The sequence below is a fragment of the Nakamurella endophytica genome, assembly GCF_014646215.1.
GTDB classification, from domain to species: domain Bacteria; phylum Actinomycetota; class Actinomycetes; order Mycobacteriales; family Nakamurellaceae; genus Nakamurella; species Nakamurella endophytica.
The window spans coordinates 1-18,679 of record NZ_BMNA01000018.1; the positions used below are offsets into that span (position 1 = coordinate 1).

General features: G+C 73.7%; 16 protein-coding genes. 12 read left to right on the top strand and 4 right to left on the bottom strand.

Features of this window, described 5'->3' with window-relative positions:
* The first annotated feature begins 358 nt into the window (after positions 1-358).
* The 4 genes from IEY37_RS20535 (at position 359) to IEY37_RS20550 (ending at position 6,284) form a co-directional block, all read left to right on the top strand.
* On the top strand, positions 359-3,022 hold the full coding sequence (locus tag IEY37_RS20535) for a circularly permuted type 2 ATP-grasp protein (RefSeq protein WP_188944805.1): 2,664 nt from the start codon (positions 359-361) through the stop codon (positions 3,020-3,022).
* A gap of 86 nt (positions 3,023-3,108) precedes the next feature.
* Positions 3,109-4,113: a transglutaminase family protein gene (locus IEY37_RS20540; protein WP_188944852.1), complete on the top strand. Its 1,005-nt coding sequence runs from the start codon at positions 3,109-3,111 to the stop codon at positions 4,111-4,113.
* Positions 4,114-4,253: 140 nt separating this feature from the next.
* Positions 4,254-5,255, top strand: a complete 1,002-nt coding sequence (locus IEY37_RS20545) for a zinc-binding metallopeptidase family protein (RefSeq protein WP_188944806.1) — start codon at positions 4,254-4,256, stop codon at positions 5,253-5,255.
* 81 nt (positions 5,256-5,336) lie between these two features.
* A complete protein-coding gene (locus IEY37_RS20550; RefSeq protein ID WP_188944807.1) occupies positions 5,337-6,284 on the top strand; it encodes an aldo/keto reductase in 948 nt (315 codons plus the stop codon).
* A gap of 126 nt (positions 6,285-6,410) precedes the next feature.
* Here IEY37_RS20550 and IEY37_RS20555 read toward each other — a convergent pair whose 3' ends face one another.
* Both IEY37_RS20555 and IEY37_RS20560 read right to left on the bottom strand, forming a co-directional pair.
* Positions 6,411-7,475, bottom strand: coding sequence for a hypothetical protein (locus tag IEY37_RS20555; RefSeq protein ID WP_188944808.1), 1,065 nt, complete (start codon positions 7,473-7,475; stop codon positions 6,411-6,413).
* A 245-nt stretch (positions 7,476-7,720) separates the two neighbouring features.
* Positions 7,721-8,773 (bottom strand): helix-turn-helix domain-containing protein, encoded by a 1,053-nt coding sequence (locus IEY37_RS20560; RefSeq protein ID WP_188944809.1) that lies wholly within the window; start codon positions 8,771-8,773, stop codon positions 7,721-7,723.
* A gap of 115 nt (positions 8,774-8,888) precedes the next feature.
* Between IEY37_RS20560 and IEY37_RS20565 the strand changes: the two genes are divergently transcribed.
* The 3 genes from IEY37_RS20565 to IEY37_RS20575 all read left to right on the top strand — a co-directional run bounded on the left by IEY37_RS20565 (position 8,889) and on the right by IEY37_RS20575 (position 11,568).
* Positions 8,889-9,704, top strand: coding sequence for a hemerythrin domain-containing protein (locus IEY37_RS20565; protein WP_188944810.1), 816 nt, complete (start codon positions 8,889-8,891; stop codon positions 9,702-9,704).
* A gap of 133 nt (positions 9,705-9,837) precedes the next feature.
* On the top strand, positions 9,838-10,227 hold the full coding sequence (locus IEY37_RS20570; RefSeq protein ID WP_188944811.1) for a YybH family protein: 390 nt from the start codon (positions 9,838-9,840) through the stop codon (positions 10,225-10,227).
* Positions 10,228-10,437: 210 nt separating this feature from the next.
* Positions 10,438-11,568: a hypothetical protein gene (locus tag IEY37_RS20575; RefSeq protein ID WP_229674716.1), complete on the top strand. Its 1,131-nt coding sequence runs from the start codon at positions 10,438-10,440 to the stop codon at positions 11,566-11,568.
* Positions 11,569-11,968: 400 nt separating this feature from the next.
* On the opposite strand, the gene IEY37_RS20580 is transcribed toward IEY37_RS20575, so the two are convergent.
* On the bottom strand, positions 11,969-12,967 hold the full coding sequence (locus IEY37_RS20580; protein WP_188944812.1) for a ketose-bisphosphate aldolase: 999 nt from the start codon (positions 12,965-12,967) through the stop codon (positions 11,969-11,971).
* Positions 12,968-13,109: 142 nt separating this feature from the next.
* On the opposite strand from IEY37_RS20580, the gene IEY37_RS20585 reads away from it, so the two are divergent.
* Entirely contained in the window at positions 13,110-14,492 is a 1,383-nt protein-coding gene (locus tag IEY37_RS20585) for an FGGY family carbohydrate kinase (protein WP_188944813.1), read from the top strand.
* A 2-nt stretch (positions 14,493-14,494) separates the two neighbouring features.
* Entirely contained in the window at positions 14,495-15,559 is a 1,065-nt protein-coding gene (locus tag IEY37_RS20590; RefSeq protein WP_188944814.1) for a LacI family DNA-binding transcriptional regulator, read from the top strand.
* 116 nt (positions 15,560-15,675) lie between these two features.
* Here the strand turns inward: IEY37_RS20590 and IEY37_RS20595 are convergent, their stop codons facing one another.
* Positions 15,676-15,981 carry a hypothetical protein gene (locus IEY37_RS20595; protein ID WP_229674717.1) on the bottom strand — a complete coding sequence of 102 codons (306 nt, stop codon included), beginning with the start codon at positions 15,979-15,981 and terminating at the stop codon, positions 15,676-15,678.
* A 10-nt stretch (positions 15,982-15,991) separates the two neighbouring features.
* Here IEY37_RS20595 and IEY37_RS20600 point away from each other — a divergent pair, with 10 nt between their 5' ends.
* From IEY37_RS20600 to IEY37_RS20610, 3 genes are read left to right on the top strand one after another with little or no spacing between them, the layout of a single operon-like run.
* On the top strand, positions 15,992-16,888 hold the full coding sequence (locus IEY37_RS20600; RefSeq protein WP_188944816.1) for a substrate-binding domain-containing protein: 897 nt from the start codon (positions 15,992-15,994) through the stop codon (positions 16,886-16,888).
* Complete coding sequence (locus IEY37_RS20605) at positions 16,885-17,913, top strand: ABC transporter permease (RefSeq protein WP_188944817.1); 1,029 nt, start codon at positions 16,885-16,887, stop codon at positions 17,911-17,913. Before IEY37_RS20600 ends, IEY37_RS20605 begins: the two co-directional genes overlap by 4 nt.
* The gene (locus IEY37_RS20610; protein WP_188944818.1) at positions 17,910-18,659 is read left to right on the top strand and encodes an ATP-binding cassette domain-containing protein; all 750 of its coding nucleotides are present in this window, start codon (positions 17,910-17,912) and stop codon (positions 18,657-18,659) included. Before IEY37_RS20605 ends, IEY37_RS20610 begins: the two co-directional genes overlap by 4 nt.
* Positions 18,660-18,679: the final 20 nt, after the last annotated feature.

The window sequence follows — 18,679 nt, forward strand, 5'->3', positions numbered from 1 at the left end:
ACCCCACCCGGAGGTTCTCCCACGTTCAAGCCGCCCCGCCGTCACCAACGTCCTGGCCGGGTACACCTAGCCGCGGCACGTCGCGACGGGGCAGCCGGACTCCGGGCCGGCTCTACGATCGGGACGGCCGCGCAGCGCGCCGGCCAGCAGGACGGTCCGGGTTGCTCCCGGTTCGCGCGCCGCTGCGCGGCCGTGCCTGCCGGGCGCCCGCAGGTCCATCCCGCGGCGACCGAGCCGGCACGACGGGTCGCCACGGCGGGGGAGGGGCACACGTGAAGCCGTCCTGCCGTGCACGGCCGCTCGGCGCAGCACGGGGCACCGGGCGCCGCGGCGGAGCGTCGGCGACCCGGGGGGTCTGGTGACCGCGGTCGACGCCCCCGCCGGGTCCTGGACCGGTGGCCCGCTGGTGGACGGCTACCGGAACCGCACCGGGCCGTTCCCGGCCGCCGGTGGACCTCCGACGGGGCCCGCCTGGGACGAGCTGACCGGGACCGGCAGCGCCCTGCTGCCCGGCTGGGCCGAGGTCGCCCGTGCGCTGGAGGACATCGGCCCGGGCGGGTTGCCGGCGCTCACCGAGCAGGTCGACCGGCTGCTGGCGGACGGCGGCGTCACCTACGTCCCGGTCGGCAGCGGCGACGGAGCCGACACCGCCGACGGCGCCGGAAGCACCGACGCTGCCGACCCGACGCCGGTGGCGCCGCAACCCTGGCCGCTCGACCCGGTGCCGCTGGTGGTGGACGCCGCGGACTGGCAGCGCCTGGAGACCGCACTGGCCCAACGGTCGACGCTGCTGGACCTGGTGCTGCAGGACCTCTACGGCGACCGCGACCTGGTCCGCCGGGGCCTGGTACCGGCCGAGCTGGTGTACGCCCACGACCACTACCTGCGGGCGGCGCACGGCATCCGGATCCCCGGCGCGCACCAGCTGTTCTTCCACGCGGTGGACCTGTGCCGCGGCCCGGACGGCCATTTCCTGGCCGTGAGCGACCGGGCGCAGGCCCCGTCCGGCTCGGGCTACGCCGTGGCCGGCCGGCGGGTGGTGTCGCGGGTGCTGCCCGGCCTGTTCCGGCAGAGCGCCCCGCGCGGCCTCGCCCCGTTCTTCCGAGCCGTCAACCTGGCCCTGCAGGCGGTCGCGCCGCACCACGCCGACGACCCGCGGACGGTGCTGCTGAGCCCGGGCAGCCTGTCCGAGACCGCCTTCGACCAGGCGGCCGTCGCGTCGCTGCTCGGTGTCCCGCTGGTGGAGGGCGCCGATCTGACGGTGCGCGACGGCCGGCTGTGGATGCGCGCCCTGGGTCGGTACGAGCCGGTGGACGTGGTGCTGCGCCGGGTGGACGCCGCCTGGTCCGACCCGTTGGACCTGCGGCCGGGCTCCCAGCTGGGCGTCGCCGGGCTGACCGAGGCGTGCCGGCGGGGCACGGTCACGGTGGTCAACACCCTGGGCAGCGGCGCGGTCGAGAACCCCGGCCTGCTGCCGTTGCTGCCCCGGCTGGCCCGTGCCCTGCTCGCCGAGGACCTGCTGCTGCCGTCGGTGCCGACCGTCTGGTGCGGGGATCCGGACGGTCTCCGGCAGGTGCTGGCGCGGTTCGACGAGCTGGTGCTGCGGCCCACCGGGCGCGGCCCGACGGTGGACCCGGCCACCCTCTCCCCGGCCGGGCGCGAGCGGCTGCGGGCCAGGATCGCCGCGGAACCGGCGCGCTGGGTGGGCCAGGAGCGCGCGCCTTTCGCGGAGGCCCCGGTCGTGGTCGGCGACCGGCTCGTCGCGCGCCGGGTCGGGCTGCGGGCGTTCGTCGTCGCCCAACCCACCGGGTACCTGGTGCTGCCGGGCGGGCTCGGCCGGGTGCTCCGGGAGCCGTCCGACGGCACCGGCGACAGCCGCCCGCACGCCGCCGCTGCTGCCACCGTCGCCGCCGCTGTCGCCGCCAAGGACGTGTGGGTCCGGCCGCCGGCGGTCGCGCCGGCGTCCGCGGCCGTGGTGCGGCTGGACACCGTCCCGGTCGGTGCGCCGCGGGACGCTGCGGCCGTGGCGTCGCCGCGGGTGCTCGAGGACCTGTTCTGGCTGGGCCGGTACGCCGAACGCACCGAGGACCTGACACGGCTGCTCCTCGCCACCCGGGAGCTGGTGGACAGCTACCGGTTCCGCCCCGACGATCCCGAGGCCGGCGCGGTGGCCGTGCTCCTCGGAGCGGTGACCGAGGTCTCCGGTGCGGCGGTGGACGTCTCGGCCTCGGACCCGCTGGCAGCGCTGCGGGCGGTGGTGCTCGACGGCCGGGTGCCGGGCACCGTCGCCCAGTCCCTCGCCGGCCTGCAGGAGACCGCCCGCTCCGTCCGGGACCAGCTCTCGTCCGACACCTGGATGGTGCTGGCGGCCGTCGACCGCGCCATGGCGCAGCTGGACGCGGCCAAGGAGGACACCGGTGCGCAGCTGCAGGCGACGAAGGCGGCGGTGCTGTCCGGGATGCTGGCGCTGTCCGGGCTGTCGGCCGAGAACATGGTCCGCGACCCCGGCTGGCGGCTGATGGACATCGGCCGGCGCCTCGAACGGGCCCAGCAGCTGTCGGCGGTGCTGCGCGCCGCCGTGCGGGAGGTCCACGGCCCGGCGGTCGACGAGGTGGTGCTCGAGGCGGTCCTCGCGGCGGCCGAGTCCGGGGTCACCTACCGGCGGCGGTACCGCGGCCGGTTCCGGGTCGCGTCGGTGCTGGACCTGCTCGCCCTGGACGCCGCGAATCCGCGCTCGCTGGCCTACCAGGTCGACGCGGTCGCCGAGGACCTGCGGGCGCTGCCGGACGCCGGCGGCGCGTCCCGGCCGGAGCGGCTCACCGAGGATCTGGCGGCGCTGCTGCGCCGGGCCGACGCCACCGGGTTGGAGGTGGAGCGGGACGGCCGGCGGGTGGCGCTGACCGGCTTCCTCGACCAGGTGCACGGCGCCCTGCGGGAACTCGGCGACGCGGTCGCCGCCGCCCACTTCCGGCACTCCCGGCCGATGCGGCAGCTGGATCCCTACCAGGTGGCCGCGCGGTGACCGGCCCTTCCTCGGACGGTCGCGCCCTGGACGGTCCCGCCCTGGACCGTCCTGTCGCGGACGGTCCGCGACACCCGTCGGCGACGCTGGGCGCGACGCCCGACCCGGCGGCCGACGGGCCGGCGCACGGACCGTCGCAGCAGCTCTACCGGGTGGAGCACCGCACCACCTACCGGTACTCCGACGCGGTGTCCGCGTCGTACGGACGGGGCTACCTGCGGCCGCGCGACCTGCCGTGGCAGGACTGCCTGGACCACCGGTGGACGGTGGACCCGGCGCCGTCGGACGCGGCGGACGCCGCGGACGTGTTCGGCAACACCCACAGCTACTTCCAGGTGACCACCGCGCACCGCCGGCTCGTGGTGACCGGTGTGTCCACGGTGCGGGTGCGGCGGTCCGACCCCGACCCGGCGGTCGCCGGGTTGCCGTTCGAGGCGGCGCGGCCGGGGTCGTGGGCGGACCGGCCGGCCGGCCCCGGTGGCCCGGGCGTCGACCCGGTGGCGTCCGACCTGGTGCTCCCGTCGCCCCTGGTGGAGGTGACCGACGAGGTGCGCCGCTACGCCGCCGACTCGTTCCGCCCCGGCCGCCCGATCGGCGAGGGCGTCGACGAGCTGACCGGGCGGATCCACGCCGACTTCCGGTACCGCCCCGGCAGCACGGTGGTCGGCACGCCGGTGTCCCAGGTGCTGCGGCGGCGCGAGGGCGTCTGCCAGGACTTCGCGCACCTGGCGGTCGCCTGCCTGCGGTCGCAGGGTCTCGCGGCGCGCTACGTCTCCGGGTACCTGGCCACCCGGCCGGCACCGGGCCGTCCCCGGCTGGTCGGCGCGGACGCCAGCCACGCGTGGGTCGCGGTGCGCCTCGCGGACGGCAGCTGGCTCGCCAGCGACCCGACCAACGACACCCGCGCGGACGAGCGGCACGTCACGGTCGCCGTCGGCCGGGACTACCGGGACGTCCCGCCGCTGCGCGGCGTCCTGTTCACCGACGCCCGGGAGAGCCGGATGACGGTGTCCGTGGACACCCGGCCGCTCGACGACGCCGGAACCGGTCCGTCGGCCGGCGGCGGCACCCCTGACGAGCCGGTCCCGTGACGCAGCTCATGGCGTCACCGGCGGGGATGCGGTAACCCGGAACAGTCGGGCTGGCGCGGTCCCCGCCTCGGGGCGGGACGCCGGGCACCGACCGCGGCCGCCGACCGGCGGCCGCGGCGAGACGGACAGGACGGTGACCGGTGCGTGACTTCCGATGCCCGGCGTGCGGGCAGCAGTTGGCCTTCGAGAACTCGCAGTGCCTCAACTGCGGCAGCCACCTGGGGTTCGACGTCGACCTGGTCGAGTTCCGCGCGGTCGACGACCGGGGTGCCACCACCGACGGCAGCGCCCGGCGGGTCTGCGCCAACGCGCCCGTCGCCCGGTGCAACTGGCTGGCCGCGGAGTCGGCCGAGGCCGGTCTGTGCCTGTCCTGCTCGCTGACCCGCACCCGCCCGGCCGACGGCGACGCCGTCGGCCTGCCCGCCTTCGCTGCCGCCGAGGCCGCCAAGCGCCGACTGGTCGTCGAGCTCACCGAGCTGGGCCTGCCGATCGTCGGCCGGGACGCCGACCCGGACACCGGGCTGGCCTTCGACCTGCTCTCCAGCGAGCAGGAGCGGGTGATGACCGGGCACGCCGACGGGGTGATCACCCTGGACCTGGCCGAGAGCGACGACGCGCACCGCGAGCAGCTGCGCAAGGCCATGGACGAGCCGTACCGCACGCTGCTCGGCCACTTCCGGCACGAGATCGGCCACTACTACTGGATGGTGCTGGTGGGCGACGGCCCGGCGCGGGCGGAGTTCGAGGAGCTGTTCGGCGATCCGGACGCGGACTACCAGGCCGCCCTCGACCGGCACTACAGCCAGGGTGCGCCGGACGGCTGGAGCGAGCGGTACGTGTCCTCGTACGCCACCATGCACCCCGCCGAGGACTGGGCCGAGACCTTCGCGCACTACCTGCACATCCGTGACACCCTGGACACCGCAGCAGCTTTCGCGATGGCGCCAGCGGCGGCGACGCTGACCGCCCGGGTCCCGGGCGACGCCGGGCTGGCTCACCTGCTCGAGCTGTGGACGCCGCTGACCTGGTCGTTGAACATGATCAACCGGTCGATGGGGCACGCCGACCTGTACCCGTTCGTGCTGCCGCCGGCGGTGGTCCGCAAGATGCAGCTGGTGCACCGGCTGATCGCGGGGGAGTAGCGGGCCACGCGCGGCGCGGTCACCGCCCCGACCGTCCTGCCGCCTCGGGCCGGCCGGTGCGCCGGTTGCTACGGTCCGGCGGTGACCACGGACCTGCCGGCCGCGCCCCGGCTGGGACTCGGGCTGGCGGCGATCGGCCGGCCCGCCTACATCACCCGCGGCCGCGCGGCCGACCTCGGTGACCCGGCCACGCGATCGGTGGAGGCGCTGCGGGACCGGGCGCAGGACCTGCTCGACGACGCCTGGGCCGCCGGCATCCGGTACTTCGACGCCGCCCGGTCGTACGGCGCCGCCGAACAGTTCCTCGGGTCCTGGCTGGCCGAGCACCCGGACCGCCGTCCGGCGGTCACCGTCGGGTCCAAGTGGGGGTACGAGTACGTCGGCGGGTGGCGGACCGACGCGGCGGTCCACGAGCGCAAGGACCACAGCCCGGCGATGTTCGACCGGCAGTGGCCGCTGACCGTGTCGGCGCTGGGCGGCGAGCCGGACGTCTACCTCGTCCACTCGGTGACCCCGGAGAGTCCCGCCCTGGGGGACCCGGCGCTGCTCGGGCGCCTGCGCCGGCTGGCCGACCGCGGTGTCCGGGTGGGTCTGTCGACCAGCGGCCCGGCGCAGCGCCACGTCCTCGCGCAGGCCCTGGCGCTGCCGGACGGGCCGTTCACGGTCGTGCAGTGCACCTGGAACCTGCTGGAGCAGTCCGCGGGCGAGGACCTCGGCCGGGCGCACGCCGCGGGCTGGCTGGTCGTGGTCAAGGAGGTGCTGGCCAACGGCCGGCTCACCGACAGCGCCGCCCTGCCGTCGGTGGCCCGCCTGGCCGCCGCCGACGGCCAGACCATGGACGCCTTCGCGATCGGCGCGGCCCTGGCCCGACCGTGGGCCGACGTCGTGCTGTCCGGTGCGGTGACGCCGCAGCAGCTGGCGTCGAACGCCCGGGCGCGGGTGCCGGACGTGACGGGCGAGCGGCTGCGGGCGATCGCCGTGTCGCCGCAGAGGTACTGGACCGAGCGCTCGGCGCTGGCCTGGACCTGAGGCCCGGTCGCCCCACCCGCCCGCGCTACACCGAAAGTCCCTCGGAGATCGATGCTTTCGGGGACGCCGAACGGCCCGCTCGGGGAGCGGGCCGTTCGGGCGCCGGTGTGCACCGGCCGGTGGAGGTCAGCCGGCGAGCGGATGCCAGTTGTAGTTGTACTGGCCCTTGCCGCCCGGGATGGGGTTGTCGAACGTGACACCGTCGAACTGGAACGTCGTGTTGCCCAGGGTGGCCTGGAAGTTGCCGGTCACCCGCTCGACGGGCACCTGCTCGACGATCTCGCCGTAGGTCTGCGGTGCGACGGGGTGGGAGTACTTGGCCAGGAAGCTGCTGGTGGTGGTCCAGCTGTGCTGGTAGTTCGCCGAGACCGAGGCGTTGACGATGTCGGCGATGTTGGTGTCGACGGTGGCGCTGATGCCCCACGTGTCGGTGGTGCTGAAGTCCTGGCCCCGGTCGACCTCGAGCAGCCCGTCCTCGGTCGGCGAGGTGTTGTTGCTGCTGATCAGCCGGACCTCGGGCGAGAACACCTTGCCGCTGGCGTCGTCGCTGGTCGGGGTGAAGGAGCAGGTGGCGCGGTGGGAGTCCTGGCAGAGCTGCACCAGGCTCTTGGCGGCGGCCTCCTGCTGGTCCGGGGTGAAGGTGACGGTGGTCCCGGCGGGGTCGGTCATCGTGTCGGTGGTGTTGTCGGCGTCGACCTGCACGTCGCTGTCGATGAGCGCACCGGAGGTCGACGAGGTGCCACCGCCACCGTCGACGAGGAAGTCGAAGTAGACGGCGCCCTTGGCGTAGTCGGGTGTCCCGTCCGGCTTGACGTCGAGGTAGATGGCCCGGATGTCGGTGTTCTTGGTGAACCAGTAGGTCTCCTCGAAGTGCTGCGACTGGCCGGGCTGGACGATGGACCCCATCGGCGGGGCGCTGTCCAGGGTTCCGTCCGCGCCCTCGGGGGTTCCGTACTGCATCAGTTCCATCGGGTGCTGGGACAGGTTCACCACGTCGAAACCGCGCGAGTACAGGGCCTTGCCGAGGTGGCCGGACGACTGGTGCGCCGCCGGGACCACCGGTCGCAGCTGCCCCACGGTGGTGTCGGGGCCGGGGTGGGTCGGGGTGCCGGCGAACGCCGCGCCCGCGCCGATGCCGCACAGTGCGGCACTGGCGAGCGTGACTCCGGCGACCCGTGATGCGAACCTCATGTCGGATTCTCCTCGGGAGATTGGGCATCCGAGCCTTTCGGGTGTCCGTCGGGCTGTCCGGCCCGGCAAGAAAGAGCCTGCCCCGGCGCGTATCTCGGTGCCGTCCCCTCATCCGCTGCTGTCCTGATGGGTCGACGGTCCACCGACGGGTGGACACCCGTTCGCCGACGGCCGTTCTCGTGGGGACGTGACGGGCCGCGGTGCGCCCGGACGGTCCGAACCGCCGGGTCGCCGGCGCGGTCCGGTCAGCTCAGCACGAGCTGGCGGACCATCTCCCGGCGGCTGTTCACGCCGAGCTTGACGAAGATCGATTTCAGGTGGTCCTGCACGGTGTGCGGGGACAGGTGCAGGGCACCGGCGATGGCGGAGGTGGCCGCACCCTGCAGGACGTATCCCGCGACGTCCTGCTCACGCGGGCTGAGTCCGCGGGCCGCCAGTGCCATGGCGCTGGTGTCGGCGGCGGTGGCCGCGGTGATGGTGACCACGGCCGTGTGCGGGGTCCGCTCGCCGGACGCGGCTGCCGGGCCGAAGGTGCTGGCCCGGACGACCAGCCAACCCCCGGAGCGGGCCGCCACGCGGGTCATCGCCAGCTCGGGCGTCCGCCGGGCGGCCTCGACGGTGGCCAGCACGCAGGCGGGCAGCGAGCCGTGGTCCCAGCCGCCCAGGTCGTCGACGTGCACCCGGGCGGCGGCCGTGATGTCGGTGACCTGGTCGGCGTCGTCGACCACGATGACCGAGGGACCGTCGGCGGGGTTCGCTGCGGTGGGCGGTGCGCCGAAGACCGTGCGCCGGATCAGGTCCGCGACGGCACCGTGGGCGGCCGACAGGATGCGTCCGTCCGCAGGGGTGAACGGCGGGTCGCCCGGACCGCGGTACAGCGCCAGCATGCCCCAGGTCAGCCCGGCGGCCCGGAGCACCACCCGCAGCTCGTCGGTGAAGCCGAACCGTGGTCGGAGGAACTCCCGGAACCGCCGGCAGTCGTCCGGCCGGCCGCCGGTGTCGACGGACAGCACGGCGACAGGGTCGGCCCGACGGACGATGTCGGCGAACTGGTTGATGTCGGCGTAGGCGTACTCGGCCGCCGCGAATTCCTCGTCACCCACCTCGAGCGCGCGTGACTTGAACGCGGAACTGATCAGGCCGGTGGACGGATCGGCCGTGGCCAGGCACGCGAAGTCGTAGGGCACCGCCAGCCGCACGGCCCGGAACACCGCGTCGGCCAGGGACGCCATGTCGCGGCAGTTCCGGGTCGTCGACGCGAGCACCTCGGCCAGCGGGCGGGGCCGCGCGGGGATCATCCGGACATCGTCGCCCACGGCGGCCCGCAGCGGAACCCCACCGTCCCGGTGCGGCGGCCGAAGTCCCCAGTTTTCTGGGATGGGCACGGCGCCCGGCGCCGCAGAGGCTTGTCCCATGGTCACCGACACACACCGACACACCCGCCGCTGCTGGTGGAACCACGAGACCGGACGGTGGATCTGCCACCAGTCCCAAGGATCCGCTGCCGGCCAGGACGACGCCCAGGCCGACACCGCAGTGGTTCTCGATCGCGATGCCACCCCCGACACCGAAGCACCGCTGGTCGACGTCCGCGACATGCTCGTCGTGCACACCGCACTGCTCCGTGAGTTCCGCCTCGCCCCGGACGCGGTCGCCCGGGTGGCGCCGGGAGCCGCCCGGCGCGCCGCGGCCGTCGACCGGCACCTGGGGTTCCTGTGCGACATGCTGCACCACCACCACGCCGGCGAGGACGAGCTGCTCTGGCCCAAGCTGCGGGACCGGGTCCCGCCCGCGGCACTGGAGCTGCTGGACACCGTCGAGGCGCAGCACGAACGGATCGACGCGGTGCTGTCCGAGGTGACGGCCGCGCGGGCCCGGTGGGTCCGCGACGCGAGCGCCGACCCCCGCGGCGAGCTGATGGCCGCTCTGCAGCGACTCCACGAGGTGCTCGACGAGCACCTCGCCGCGGAGGAGCGGTACGTCCTGCCACTGGCGGCCTGCCACGTGACCCCCGCCGAGTGGCACGCGCTCGGCGATGCCGGGGTGGCGGCCATGCCGAAATCCGTGTTGCCGCTGGCCTTCGGCACGTTCGCCTACGAGGGCGATCCCGCGGTGCTGCGGGACATGCTCAAGACCGCGCCGGCACTCCCGCGGTTGATCCTGCCGCGCATCGCGCCGCGCATCTACGCCCGTCGGGCGCTGCAGGTGCACGGCACCCGGCGACCCTGACGGCCGGGTGAGTATCCCGACGACATACCCCACCGCCGCCGCGCAGCCCGGTCGGGCGCGGCGTGCCCGGCACGACGACCGGCACCCCGAGATGTCAGCGCATCCACCAGCAATCCACGAGGAGACACCGACCATGGACACCACCCGAGACCTGCCGCACCAGCTCAACCAGGAGTGGGCCGACGCCTTCAACGCCGGCGACCTGCCGCGGCTGATGACCATGTACGAACCGGACGCCGTGCTGGTGCCCGGTCCCGGCGCCGCACCCGTCCACGGACTCCCTGCCATCGAGTCGGCGATGCGCTGGTTCCTGGCCCTCGGCGGCCGGCTCCAGTACACCCCCAGGCACTGGCTTGTGCAGGGCGACCTGGTGCTGAGCAGCGTGGCGTTCGAGATGGACGGCGGCCGCGACGAGGCCGGCAACCCCGTCGAGCTCCGCGGGGTGACCGACGAGGTGGCCCGCCGGCAGGCCGACGGCAGCTGGAAGTACGTCATCGACCACCCCTTCGGCGGCGCGGCGTAGAGGTCGCCGGACCCGCCGGCCGGTCCCGACGGCCGCCGCGGCCGGTCCGGCGGGTCGGCCGGACCGCCGAGGCGACTCCTACAGCGGGTGAGGAGAAAGGCTCAGCCGCCCTTCAGCCGGTGGCCGCCGCGCGTTCACCCGGCGGACAGGCGCCGGCTCGAAGGTTCTCCGCATCCATCCGGATGCCGCCGTCAACTCGGGGAGAGAGTCTTGCCTGCACAGCTCGTCGTCGAACCACTGGCCACCGAAGACCGTGTCGCACCGCGGCGTCGCCGTTCCTGGCGGCCGGCAGCCCTCGCCGCGGTGGTCCTCACCGCCCTCGTCACCGGACCGGCGTTGCCCCAGGCCGTCGCCGCCGCACCCCGCGGCCCGGTCGCCGACGCGGCGGCCCCGCCCGCCGCCGGCACCAAGGGCGCCGGCCCGTGGACCTTCGCCGTCATCGGCGACATCCCCTACGGCGCTGCGGAGATCGCCAGCTTCCCGCAGGCCGTCGCGCAGATCAACGCGGATCCCGAGGTCCGGATGGTGACGCACCTCGGCGACATCAAGAACGGGTCCTCCGTCTGCAGCGACGACTACTTCCGGGCGATCAAGCAGGACTTCGACCGCTTCGACGACCCCTTCGTCTACACCATCGGCGACAACGAGTGGACCGACTGCCACCGGCCCAACAACGGCGGCTACAACCCGTTGGAACGGCTCGCCGCCGTGCGCTCGGTGTTCTTCCCGCGGCCCGGACGCACGCTGGGCAGGCACGCGGTCGCGGTCTGCTCGCAGGGCGCGCAGGGATACCCGGAGAACGTCAAGTACAACCGTGCCGGGGTGGACTTCGCGGCCGTGCACATCGTCGGCAGCAACAACAGTCTCGCGCCGTGGACGGGCAACACCGGACCCACGCCGGAGCAGACGGCCGAGGTGCTGGGTCGGACGGCGGCCGGCATCCAGTTGATCCGGCAGACCTTCTCGGACGCCCGGCACCGGCACGACCGCGCCGTGGTGCTGATGACCCAGGCGGACATGTTCGACCCCACGGGGACGGATCCCGCGTTCGCCGACTACTTCGCCTTCCAGCCGATCGTGCAGGCCATCGTGCAGGAGAGCCGCGCCTTCCACGGGCCGGTGTACCTGTTCAACGGCGACAGCCACCTCTACAACGCCGACCGCCCGCTGGCGGCCGGGTCGGCGTGGCTGAAGTTCTACGGGATCACGGCGTCCGCCGACAACCTGCAGCGGATCACCGTGGACGGCTCGGACAACGCCCACGACTACCTGAGGGTCACCATCCAGCCGCGGGGGACCCGGGTCCTCGACTGGCAGCGGATTCCGTTCACGAACGCCTGACCGGCGAGGTGGTGCGCCCGGGTGCGGTCTGCGGACCGGCCCGGCCACACCTGTCTCCGCCGGGATGTGAACGGCGGCAGAGCCGCCGGCGGCGTCAGCGCCGGGAGGCATCCGCGGTCCGCGCGGTCTGCCCGTTCCGGCACACCGCCGGACCGTCCTGGTCTGCAGGGCCCTCCCGGGTCGACCAGATCCCGGACCTCGGTCCTGGTCACGACGGACGCTCTGCCGCACCCTGCCGCACCCCGGGCTCAGGACCTCCGAGCAGGACGTCGGGTGGCGGGAGCGCGCGTCGGACCGGTGAGCGGCAGCGTCCCGTCCCGCCCCGGACGGGCGTCACCGAGGGGCGACGCTGCCCGCCGCCCCGGCCCGCCGACGCGAACCGGGCGGCAGGGCGGCGGTCTCAGGCTCCGGCGGCGACGGGCTCGCGGACGCCGCGGTGACGGTAGGCCTGCCCGGCCTGGCCGAACACGTGCATGCGGTCGGCGACCATCTGCTCCATGGCCTGCCGACCGGCCCGCTCGAAGGGAGCCGGATCGGCGGCCATCCCGTTCTCGGCCAGGAACCTGCGTGCCGCGGCGATGTAGGCCATGTGCGAGTCCATGCCCTGGTTGATCTTGCGGATGCCGAGCTTGGTGGACCGGGCCTTCTCGTCCTCGGGGACGCCCCAGGACTCGGGCAGCGCCCCGCCGTGCGCGTTGATCTCCTCGCGCAGGTCGGCCGGCAACGACGAGGAGCCGTGCATCACCAGATGGGTGCCCGGCACCCGGGCGGCGATCTCGGCGATGAGGTCCATGCGCAGGACCGAACCGTCCGGCGGGCTGGTGAACTTGTAGGCGCCGTGGGAGGTCCCGATCGCCACGGCCAGCGCGTCGACGCCGGTGGCGGCCACGAAACGCTCGGCGTCGTCCGGGTCGGCCAGCACGATCTCCTTGACGGTGGCCCCGCCGTCCTCGGACCCGCCGATGGTGCCGAGCTCGCCCTCCACCGAGACACCGCGCGCATGCGCGTACTCGACGACACGCCGGGTCACTGCGACGTTCTCGTCGAAGGACGCGTGCGTCACGCGGTCCTCGAGCAGGCTCCCGTCGATCATCACGCTGGTGAACCCGGCGGCGATCGCGCGGGCGCAGTCGTCGAAGGTCGCCCCGTGGTCCAGGTGCAGCACCACGGGGATGTCGTCGTACCGCCGCGCCAGATGGACCAGGGCTTCCCAGTACGCCTCGTCGCTGCCGTGCGCGGAGGCGCCAGCGATGGTCTGCACGATCACCGGCGAGTCGGTGGTCCGGGCGGCGTCCAGGACCGCTTCGGCCTGGACCAGGTCCGTCACGTTGAACGCTCCGACGCCGTACGCGCCGGCGGCAGCCGCGTCCAACGCCTGCCGCAGGGTGATGAGGGGCACGTCTTCTCCTAGGGACCGGGACCCCGCAGGCCCCGCGATGAGTGGTCCGGCTCGTCCTGACCAACGATGGACAGAGTAGGCGGAGCCTGTTAGCTTGTCCATCGTTGGTCACGGCGAACGGTCAAGGGAGACACGGCAGACCATGCGCGACGAGCTGCTCCTGGGCATCGATCTCGGCACGTCCTCGATCAAGGCCAACGCCATCGACCGGCACGGCCGGTCGGTGGGGATCGGCACCGCGCCGACGCCCTTCCGGACGACGCCGGACGGGGTCGAGATGACGCCGCAGGCCCTGCTCGCCAGCGTCGGTGCCGCACTGAACCAGCTGGGGGAGCTGCGGCACCGCATCGCGGGCGTCGGCATCTCGAGCATGGGGGAGACCGGGACGACCATCTACCCCGACGGGCCCAGCGGGCTGCCGCTGATCGCCTGGCACGACCACCGGGGTCACGAGGTCGTCGACCGGCTGGTCGAGGAGTTCGGGGTGCAGGAGCTCGTCGCCCGCACCGGCCGCCGGCCCCGGGACGTCTCGAGCGTGGCAAAACTGGGCTGGCTGGCCCGGCACGGCGCCGAGCTGGCCGGGACCTGGACCGGTGTCGCCGGTCTCGTGCTCTGGCAGCTGACCGGCGCGCTGGGCCAGGAACAGTCGTTGGCGGCGACCAGCGGTGCCTACGACCCCGTCACCGGGCGGTACGACAAGGCCATCCTGCAGGCGGCCGGCATGGACGGCGTCCTGTGGGCGCCGGCCCGGCCCGCCGGCACCATGCTCGGCAGGGTGAGCGCCCCGGGGTCGATGTGGGCCGACCTGCCCGCCGGCGTCCCGGTCACCATCGCCGGGCACGACCATCCGGTGGGGGTCGTCGGCTCGGGCGGTCAGCACGGCGAGGTCATCGACTCCATGGGCACCGGGGAACCGCTGGTGGTCTCGTGGGATCCGCGGCTCAGCGCCGGGCATCCTGCCGTGCCGGGCCTGCCGGGCGACCTGACGGTGACCCACTGGCCCGGGACCCCGCGCCACATGCTGCTGTGGGAGACGCTCCGGCCGGGTCTGGCGATGGGGTCGCTGCTGGCCCACCTGGACACCACCCGCAGCGACATCGAGTTCGCGGCCATCCGCGTCGACGCCGAGCCGCTGCCCCTGCCGGACCTGTTCGACATGCAGGACGGCCGGGTGCCGGCACACCTGCTGCGGCTGCCGCCGGAGGTGGCGTGGGCGTCCGCGCTCGAGGGGTTCGCGGCGGCGGCCGCCGCCACCGAGACGGTGCTGCGCGACTTCACCGGGACGCGGGGCACCACCTTGCTCATCGGCGGCGGACTGCGGTCCCGGCGCTGGGTGGAGGCCAAGATGCACAGGGCGTCGTGGCCGCTGGCCATGGCGACCGAGCGCGAGGCGGTCTCCCGGGGCGCGGCACTGATGGCCGGGGTGGCCGCCGGCTGGTGGGCACCGGAGCAGTACCCCCCGGCGGACATCACCGCCCTCACCACGGTCGATCCCGTCACCGCGGGCGCCGAGCGGAGGTCCTGACGGTGACCGACCCCGTCCACGCGGGTCTCCGCCCGCCTGCCCGGCTGGTGGACATCGCCGCGCACGCGGGGGTGTCCCTCAAGACCGTGACCCGGGTGCTCAAGGACCAGAACAACGTGACGCCCGAGACCCGCGAGCGCGTGCTGCGCTCGGTGGCGGAGCTGAGCTACGTCGGCGACGCCGGTGCGGCGGGCCTGCGCACCCGCAAGTCGGGCACCATCGGGCTGATCATCCCGGACGTCCGCAACGGCTACTACAGCCTGCTGGCCCGGGCGATCGAGGAGCGGCTCAGCGAGCAGAGTCCCACGCTGCTGCTGGGCGATTCCGACGAGGAGCGGGGCCAGGAGGAGCGGTACCTGCGCACCTTCCGCCAGCACCGGGTGGACGGCCTGATCGTCCTGCCGGCCGGGGCGCCCAGCCTGCCGGACGCCGTCCGCGAGATCCCCAGCGTCATCGTGGACCGCACCGTGCCGTCGCTGGCCGGGCTGGCCGACCACGTGCTCGCCGACCACCGCCGCGCCGCCGGACGGCTGGTCGAACACCTGGTGCGCCACCACCGGCTCACCGAGGTGGCGTTTCTCGGCGGCGACACGGCGATCTCGGTCGTCGCGGAACAGGAACGCGGCTACCAGGACGCCGTCGCCAAGGCCGGCCGACCGGCCTTCGTGAGCACCGGGCACCGCACCCCCGACGACGCGACAGCGGGTGCGCTGCAGCTGTTCCGCAGCTTCACCCGGCCGTTCGGCGTGTTCACCACCAACAACCGGATGTTCTGGGGCGCCATGGGCGCCATCGCGCGGTTGGGGCTGCGGATCCCCACCGACGTCCTGCTGACGACGATCGACTCCATCGGCGAGGCGACCGTCACGGGCCTGCGGCCGACCCAGGGCGTGGTTCCCGCGTCCGACGTCGCCGCACGGTCGATGCAGCTGCTCGAGCGACGGATGGCCGAGCCCGCGTCACCGCCCACGACGGTGACCGTGGACATCGACATCGAGTTCGGAACCACCTGCGGCTGCGTCCCTCTCACCTCCTCACCCCTCGTCCTCGGCTCCGCGTCGCGGTAGTCGCCGTCCCGACAGTCCGCACCGGCCGTCCTGCGCCGGTGCACCAGTCCCGTCCGAGCCGTCGCACGACCGACGGCACTCGCTGCAACCGAACGGTGAGCAACCCTTCGGCCCACTCAAAGGAGAGAACACATGCACCTGTCCCACAGGCGCTCGGCGGGCATCGGTCTCGCCGCGGCGTCGCTGCTGCTCGGCGCCGCGCTGACCGGCTGCGGCTCCTCGTCGCCGGGGGCGGGCTCCTCGAGCTCGTCCAGCAGCAGTGCAGCCAGCAGCAGCGCGTCCAGCGAGGCCGGGTCGACCGGGTCCTCCTCGGCAGCGTCCGGCACCAACACCGGGACGGCCGCGTCCGGCGCGGCCGGCAGCAGCGCGGCCGGCGGATCCGGCACCGCCTCCTCGGGCGGCGGCGCGTCCGCAGCCGGCATGAAGGTCGCCATGGTGATCAAGCCCCTGGACAACACCTACTTCGGCGCGATGGCCAAGGGCGCGCAGGACCAGGCCACCAAGGACGGCGTCTCGCTGACCGTCGTCGCCGCCGACAACGTCAACGACGACTCGGGGCAGGCGGCCAAGCTGAACGCCCTGGTGACGGCCGGGTACGACTGCTACATCGTCAACCCGACCAGCCAGACCAACCTGCTGACCGGCCTGGTGCCCGTGTCGCAGGCCGGCACCCCGATCGTCAACCTCGACCTGCCGATCGACACCGCCGCGGCCGAGAAGGCCGGGGTGAAGCTGACCACGTACGTCGGGACGAACAACGAGACGGCGGGCGCCGCCGGCGGCAAGGCCATGCTCGACCTGCTCTCCGACGGCGACCAGGTCGCGCTCATCGGCGGTCTCGTCGGCGATCCCGGCAGCAACGCCCGGCTCAAGGGATTCAGCGACAGCGTGCAGGGCAAGCTGAAGGTGACCCAGACGGTGGCCGCCGACTTCGACAAGGCCAAGGCCAAGAGCGCGGCCAAGACGATCCTGCTGGCCAACCCGGACATCAAGGGCTTCTTCACGCCGTCCGGCGACATGGCCCTGGGCATCCAGCAGGCCGTCGACGAGGCCGGCTCCAAGGGCAAGGTCGCGGTCGTCGGCGTGGACGGCACCGAGGACCAGCTCAAGGACATCGTCGCCGGCGGCGAACCGGCTGCGGTGGAACAATTCCCGTACCTGATGGGGGCGCAGTCCGTGCAGGCGTGCGCCGCCGCCAGGTCCGGCAAGACCGTGCCGGCCAAGGTCGAGACGCCGGTGCTGGTGGTCACCAAGGAGAACGCACAGGCCGCGCTGACCGCGTTCCCGGCCCCGCCGGCCGGCTTCACCGTCCCCAACCCGTTCCAGTGAGCGGCACGTTGACCCGGCCGGCCGAGACGGCGGCGACGCCGTCCGGTCCGTCGGCGGCGCAGGCGCGGCCGGCGTCCCGCGGGCAGGCGCTCCGGCGTCACCTGGGCAACGAGGACCTGTGGACCAGGGCGACCGCACCGGTCGCCCTGGTGGTCCTGGTGATCGTCTTCTCGATCCTGAACCCGCGGTTCCTGTCCTGGGCGAGCCTGACGAGCATGCTGGCGGACTCGACCATCCCGATCGTGCTGGCGCTGGGCGCGACGTTCGCGGTGACGCTGGCCGGCATCGACCTGTCGCTGGCGTCGACGGTCGCGCTGGGCAGCGTGACGATGGGCCTGGCGTACGACGCGGGCCTGCCGATGTGGGTGTGCGCCTTCGTGGCCCTGTTCACCGGACTGGTCGTCGGTGCGTTCAACGGCGCCATCATCGGCTGGGGACGCATCCCGGACTTCATCGTCACCCTCGGGACGATGAGCCTGGTGATGGGCGTCGGACTGATCACCTCGCAGGGCAAGCCGGTGCAGATGCCGGACGCGTCACTGTCGTTCGTCAGCGTGCACGGCATCGGCGGCATCCGGTACAACTTCCTGATCGCGATCGCGCTCGGCGTCCTGCTGCACGTGGTGCTGTTCCACACCCGGTTCGGCATGCACCTGCTCGCGGTCGGCGACAACACCGACGCCTCGAAGGCCATGGCGCTGCGGGTGTCCCGGGTGAAGCTGGCCGGGTACGTGATCTGCGGCGGCATGGGCGGTGTGGGCGCCATCCTGTTGACGTCCTACATCGGTTCCAGCCAGCCGGCGACCAACACGGATTACCTGCTGCGGGCGATCGCGGCGGTGGTCCTGGGCGGGGTCAGCCTGTTCGGCGGCCGGGCGACCATGGTCGGCCCGATCATCGGCGCGATCCTGCTGACCTTCCTGCAGTCCGGGCTCACCCTGCTGGGCGTGAGCGCCTTCTACTCGCCGCTGCTGATCGGCATCGTGGTCATCGCCGCGGCCCTGCTGATGAGGGGACGCAAGTGAGCGCCGCGAAGGTCGAGGTCCGGGACGTCCGCAAGACGTTCGGCAGCGTCGAGGCGCTGCGCGGCGCCTCGCTGTCGATCGCCCAGGGCGAGATCACCGCGATCGTCGGCGACAACGGCGCCGGCAAGTCGACGCTGGTCAAGTGCATCACCGGTCTCATCCCGCCGGACACCGGGGACATCCTCGTCGACGGATCCCCGGTGCACTTCAGCTCGCCCAAGGACGCCCGGGACCACGGCATCGAGACCGTGTACCAGGACCTGGCGCTGTGCGACCAGCTCAGCGTGTGGCAGAACCTGTACCTGGACCGGGAGCTGACGCGTGGCTTCGGCCCCGTGCAGTTCCTGCGCCGCCGGCAGATGCGGTCGGAGGCCCACCGCCTGGTGTCCGACCTCGCGGTCAACGTGCCGCACGTGGGCCGGCCGGTGCGACGGCTCTCCGGCGGCCAGCGGCAGGCGGTGGCGATCGCCCGGGGTGTCATGTGGGCCCGGGGCATGATCGTCCTCGACGAGCCCACCGCTGCACTGGGTCTCCGGGAGACCGCGCAGGTCGAGGGGCTGATCCGGCGGGTGGTCGACGCCGGGCAGACCGTGCTCGTGGTGTCCCACAACTTCGAGCAGGTCAAGCGCCTGTCCTCGCAGGTGTGGGTCATGCGGGCGGGCGCCGTCGTGACCGGCGTCCGCACCGCCGACGTCACCGGCGAGGAACTCGTCGGCCTGGTCACCGGGGCGATCACCGCCGTCTGACCTCGGTCCCGCAACGGCGG

Excerpts from the sequence above, each read along its gene's own strand:
- IEY37_RS20555 (WP_188944808.1), bottom strand. The coding sequence starts at position 7,475 with ATGAGGTTCGCATCACGGGTCGCCGGAGTCACGCTCGCCAGTGCCGCA.
- IEY37_RS20560 (WP_188944809.1), bottom strand. The coding sequence starts at position 8,773 with ATGATCCCCGCGCGGCCCCGCCCGCTGGCCGAGGTGCTCGCGTCGACG.
- IEY37_RS20565 (WP_188944810.1), top strand. The coding sequence starts at position 8,889 with ATGGTCACCGACACACACCGACACACCCGCCGCTGCTGGTGGAACCAC.
- IEY37_RS20570 (WP_188944811.1), top strand. The coding sequence starts at position 9,838 with ATGGACACCACCCGAGACCTGCCGCACCAGCTCAACCAGGAGTGGGCC.
- IEY37_RS20585 (WP_188944813.1), top strand. The coding sequence starts at position 13,110 with ATGCGCGACGAGCTGCTCCTGGGCATCGATCTCGGCACGTCCTCGATC.
- IEY37_RS20595 (WP_229674717.1), bottom strand. The coding sequence starts at position 15,981 with ATGCCGGCTGCGGACGCGCCGCCGCCCGAGGAGGCGGTGCCGGATCCG.
- IEY37_RS20600 (WP_188944816.1), top strand. The coding sequence starts at position 15,992 with ATGGTGATCAAGCCCCTGGACAACACCTACTTCGGCGCGATGGCCAAG.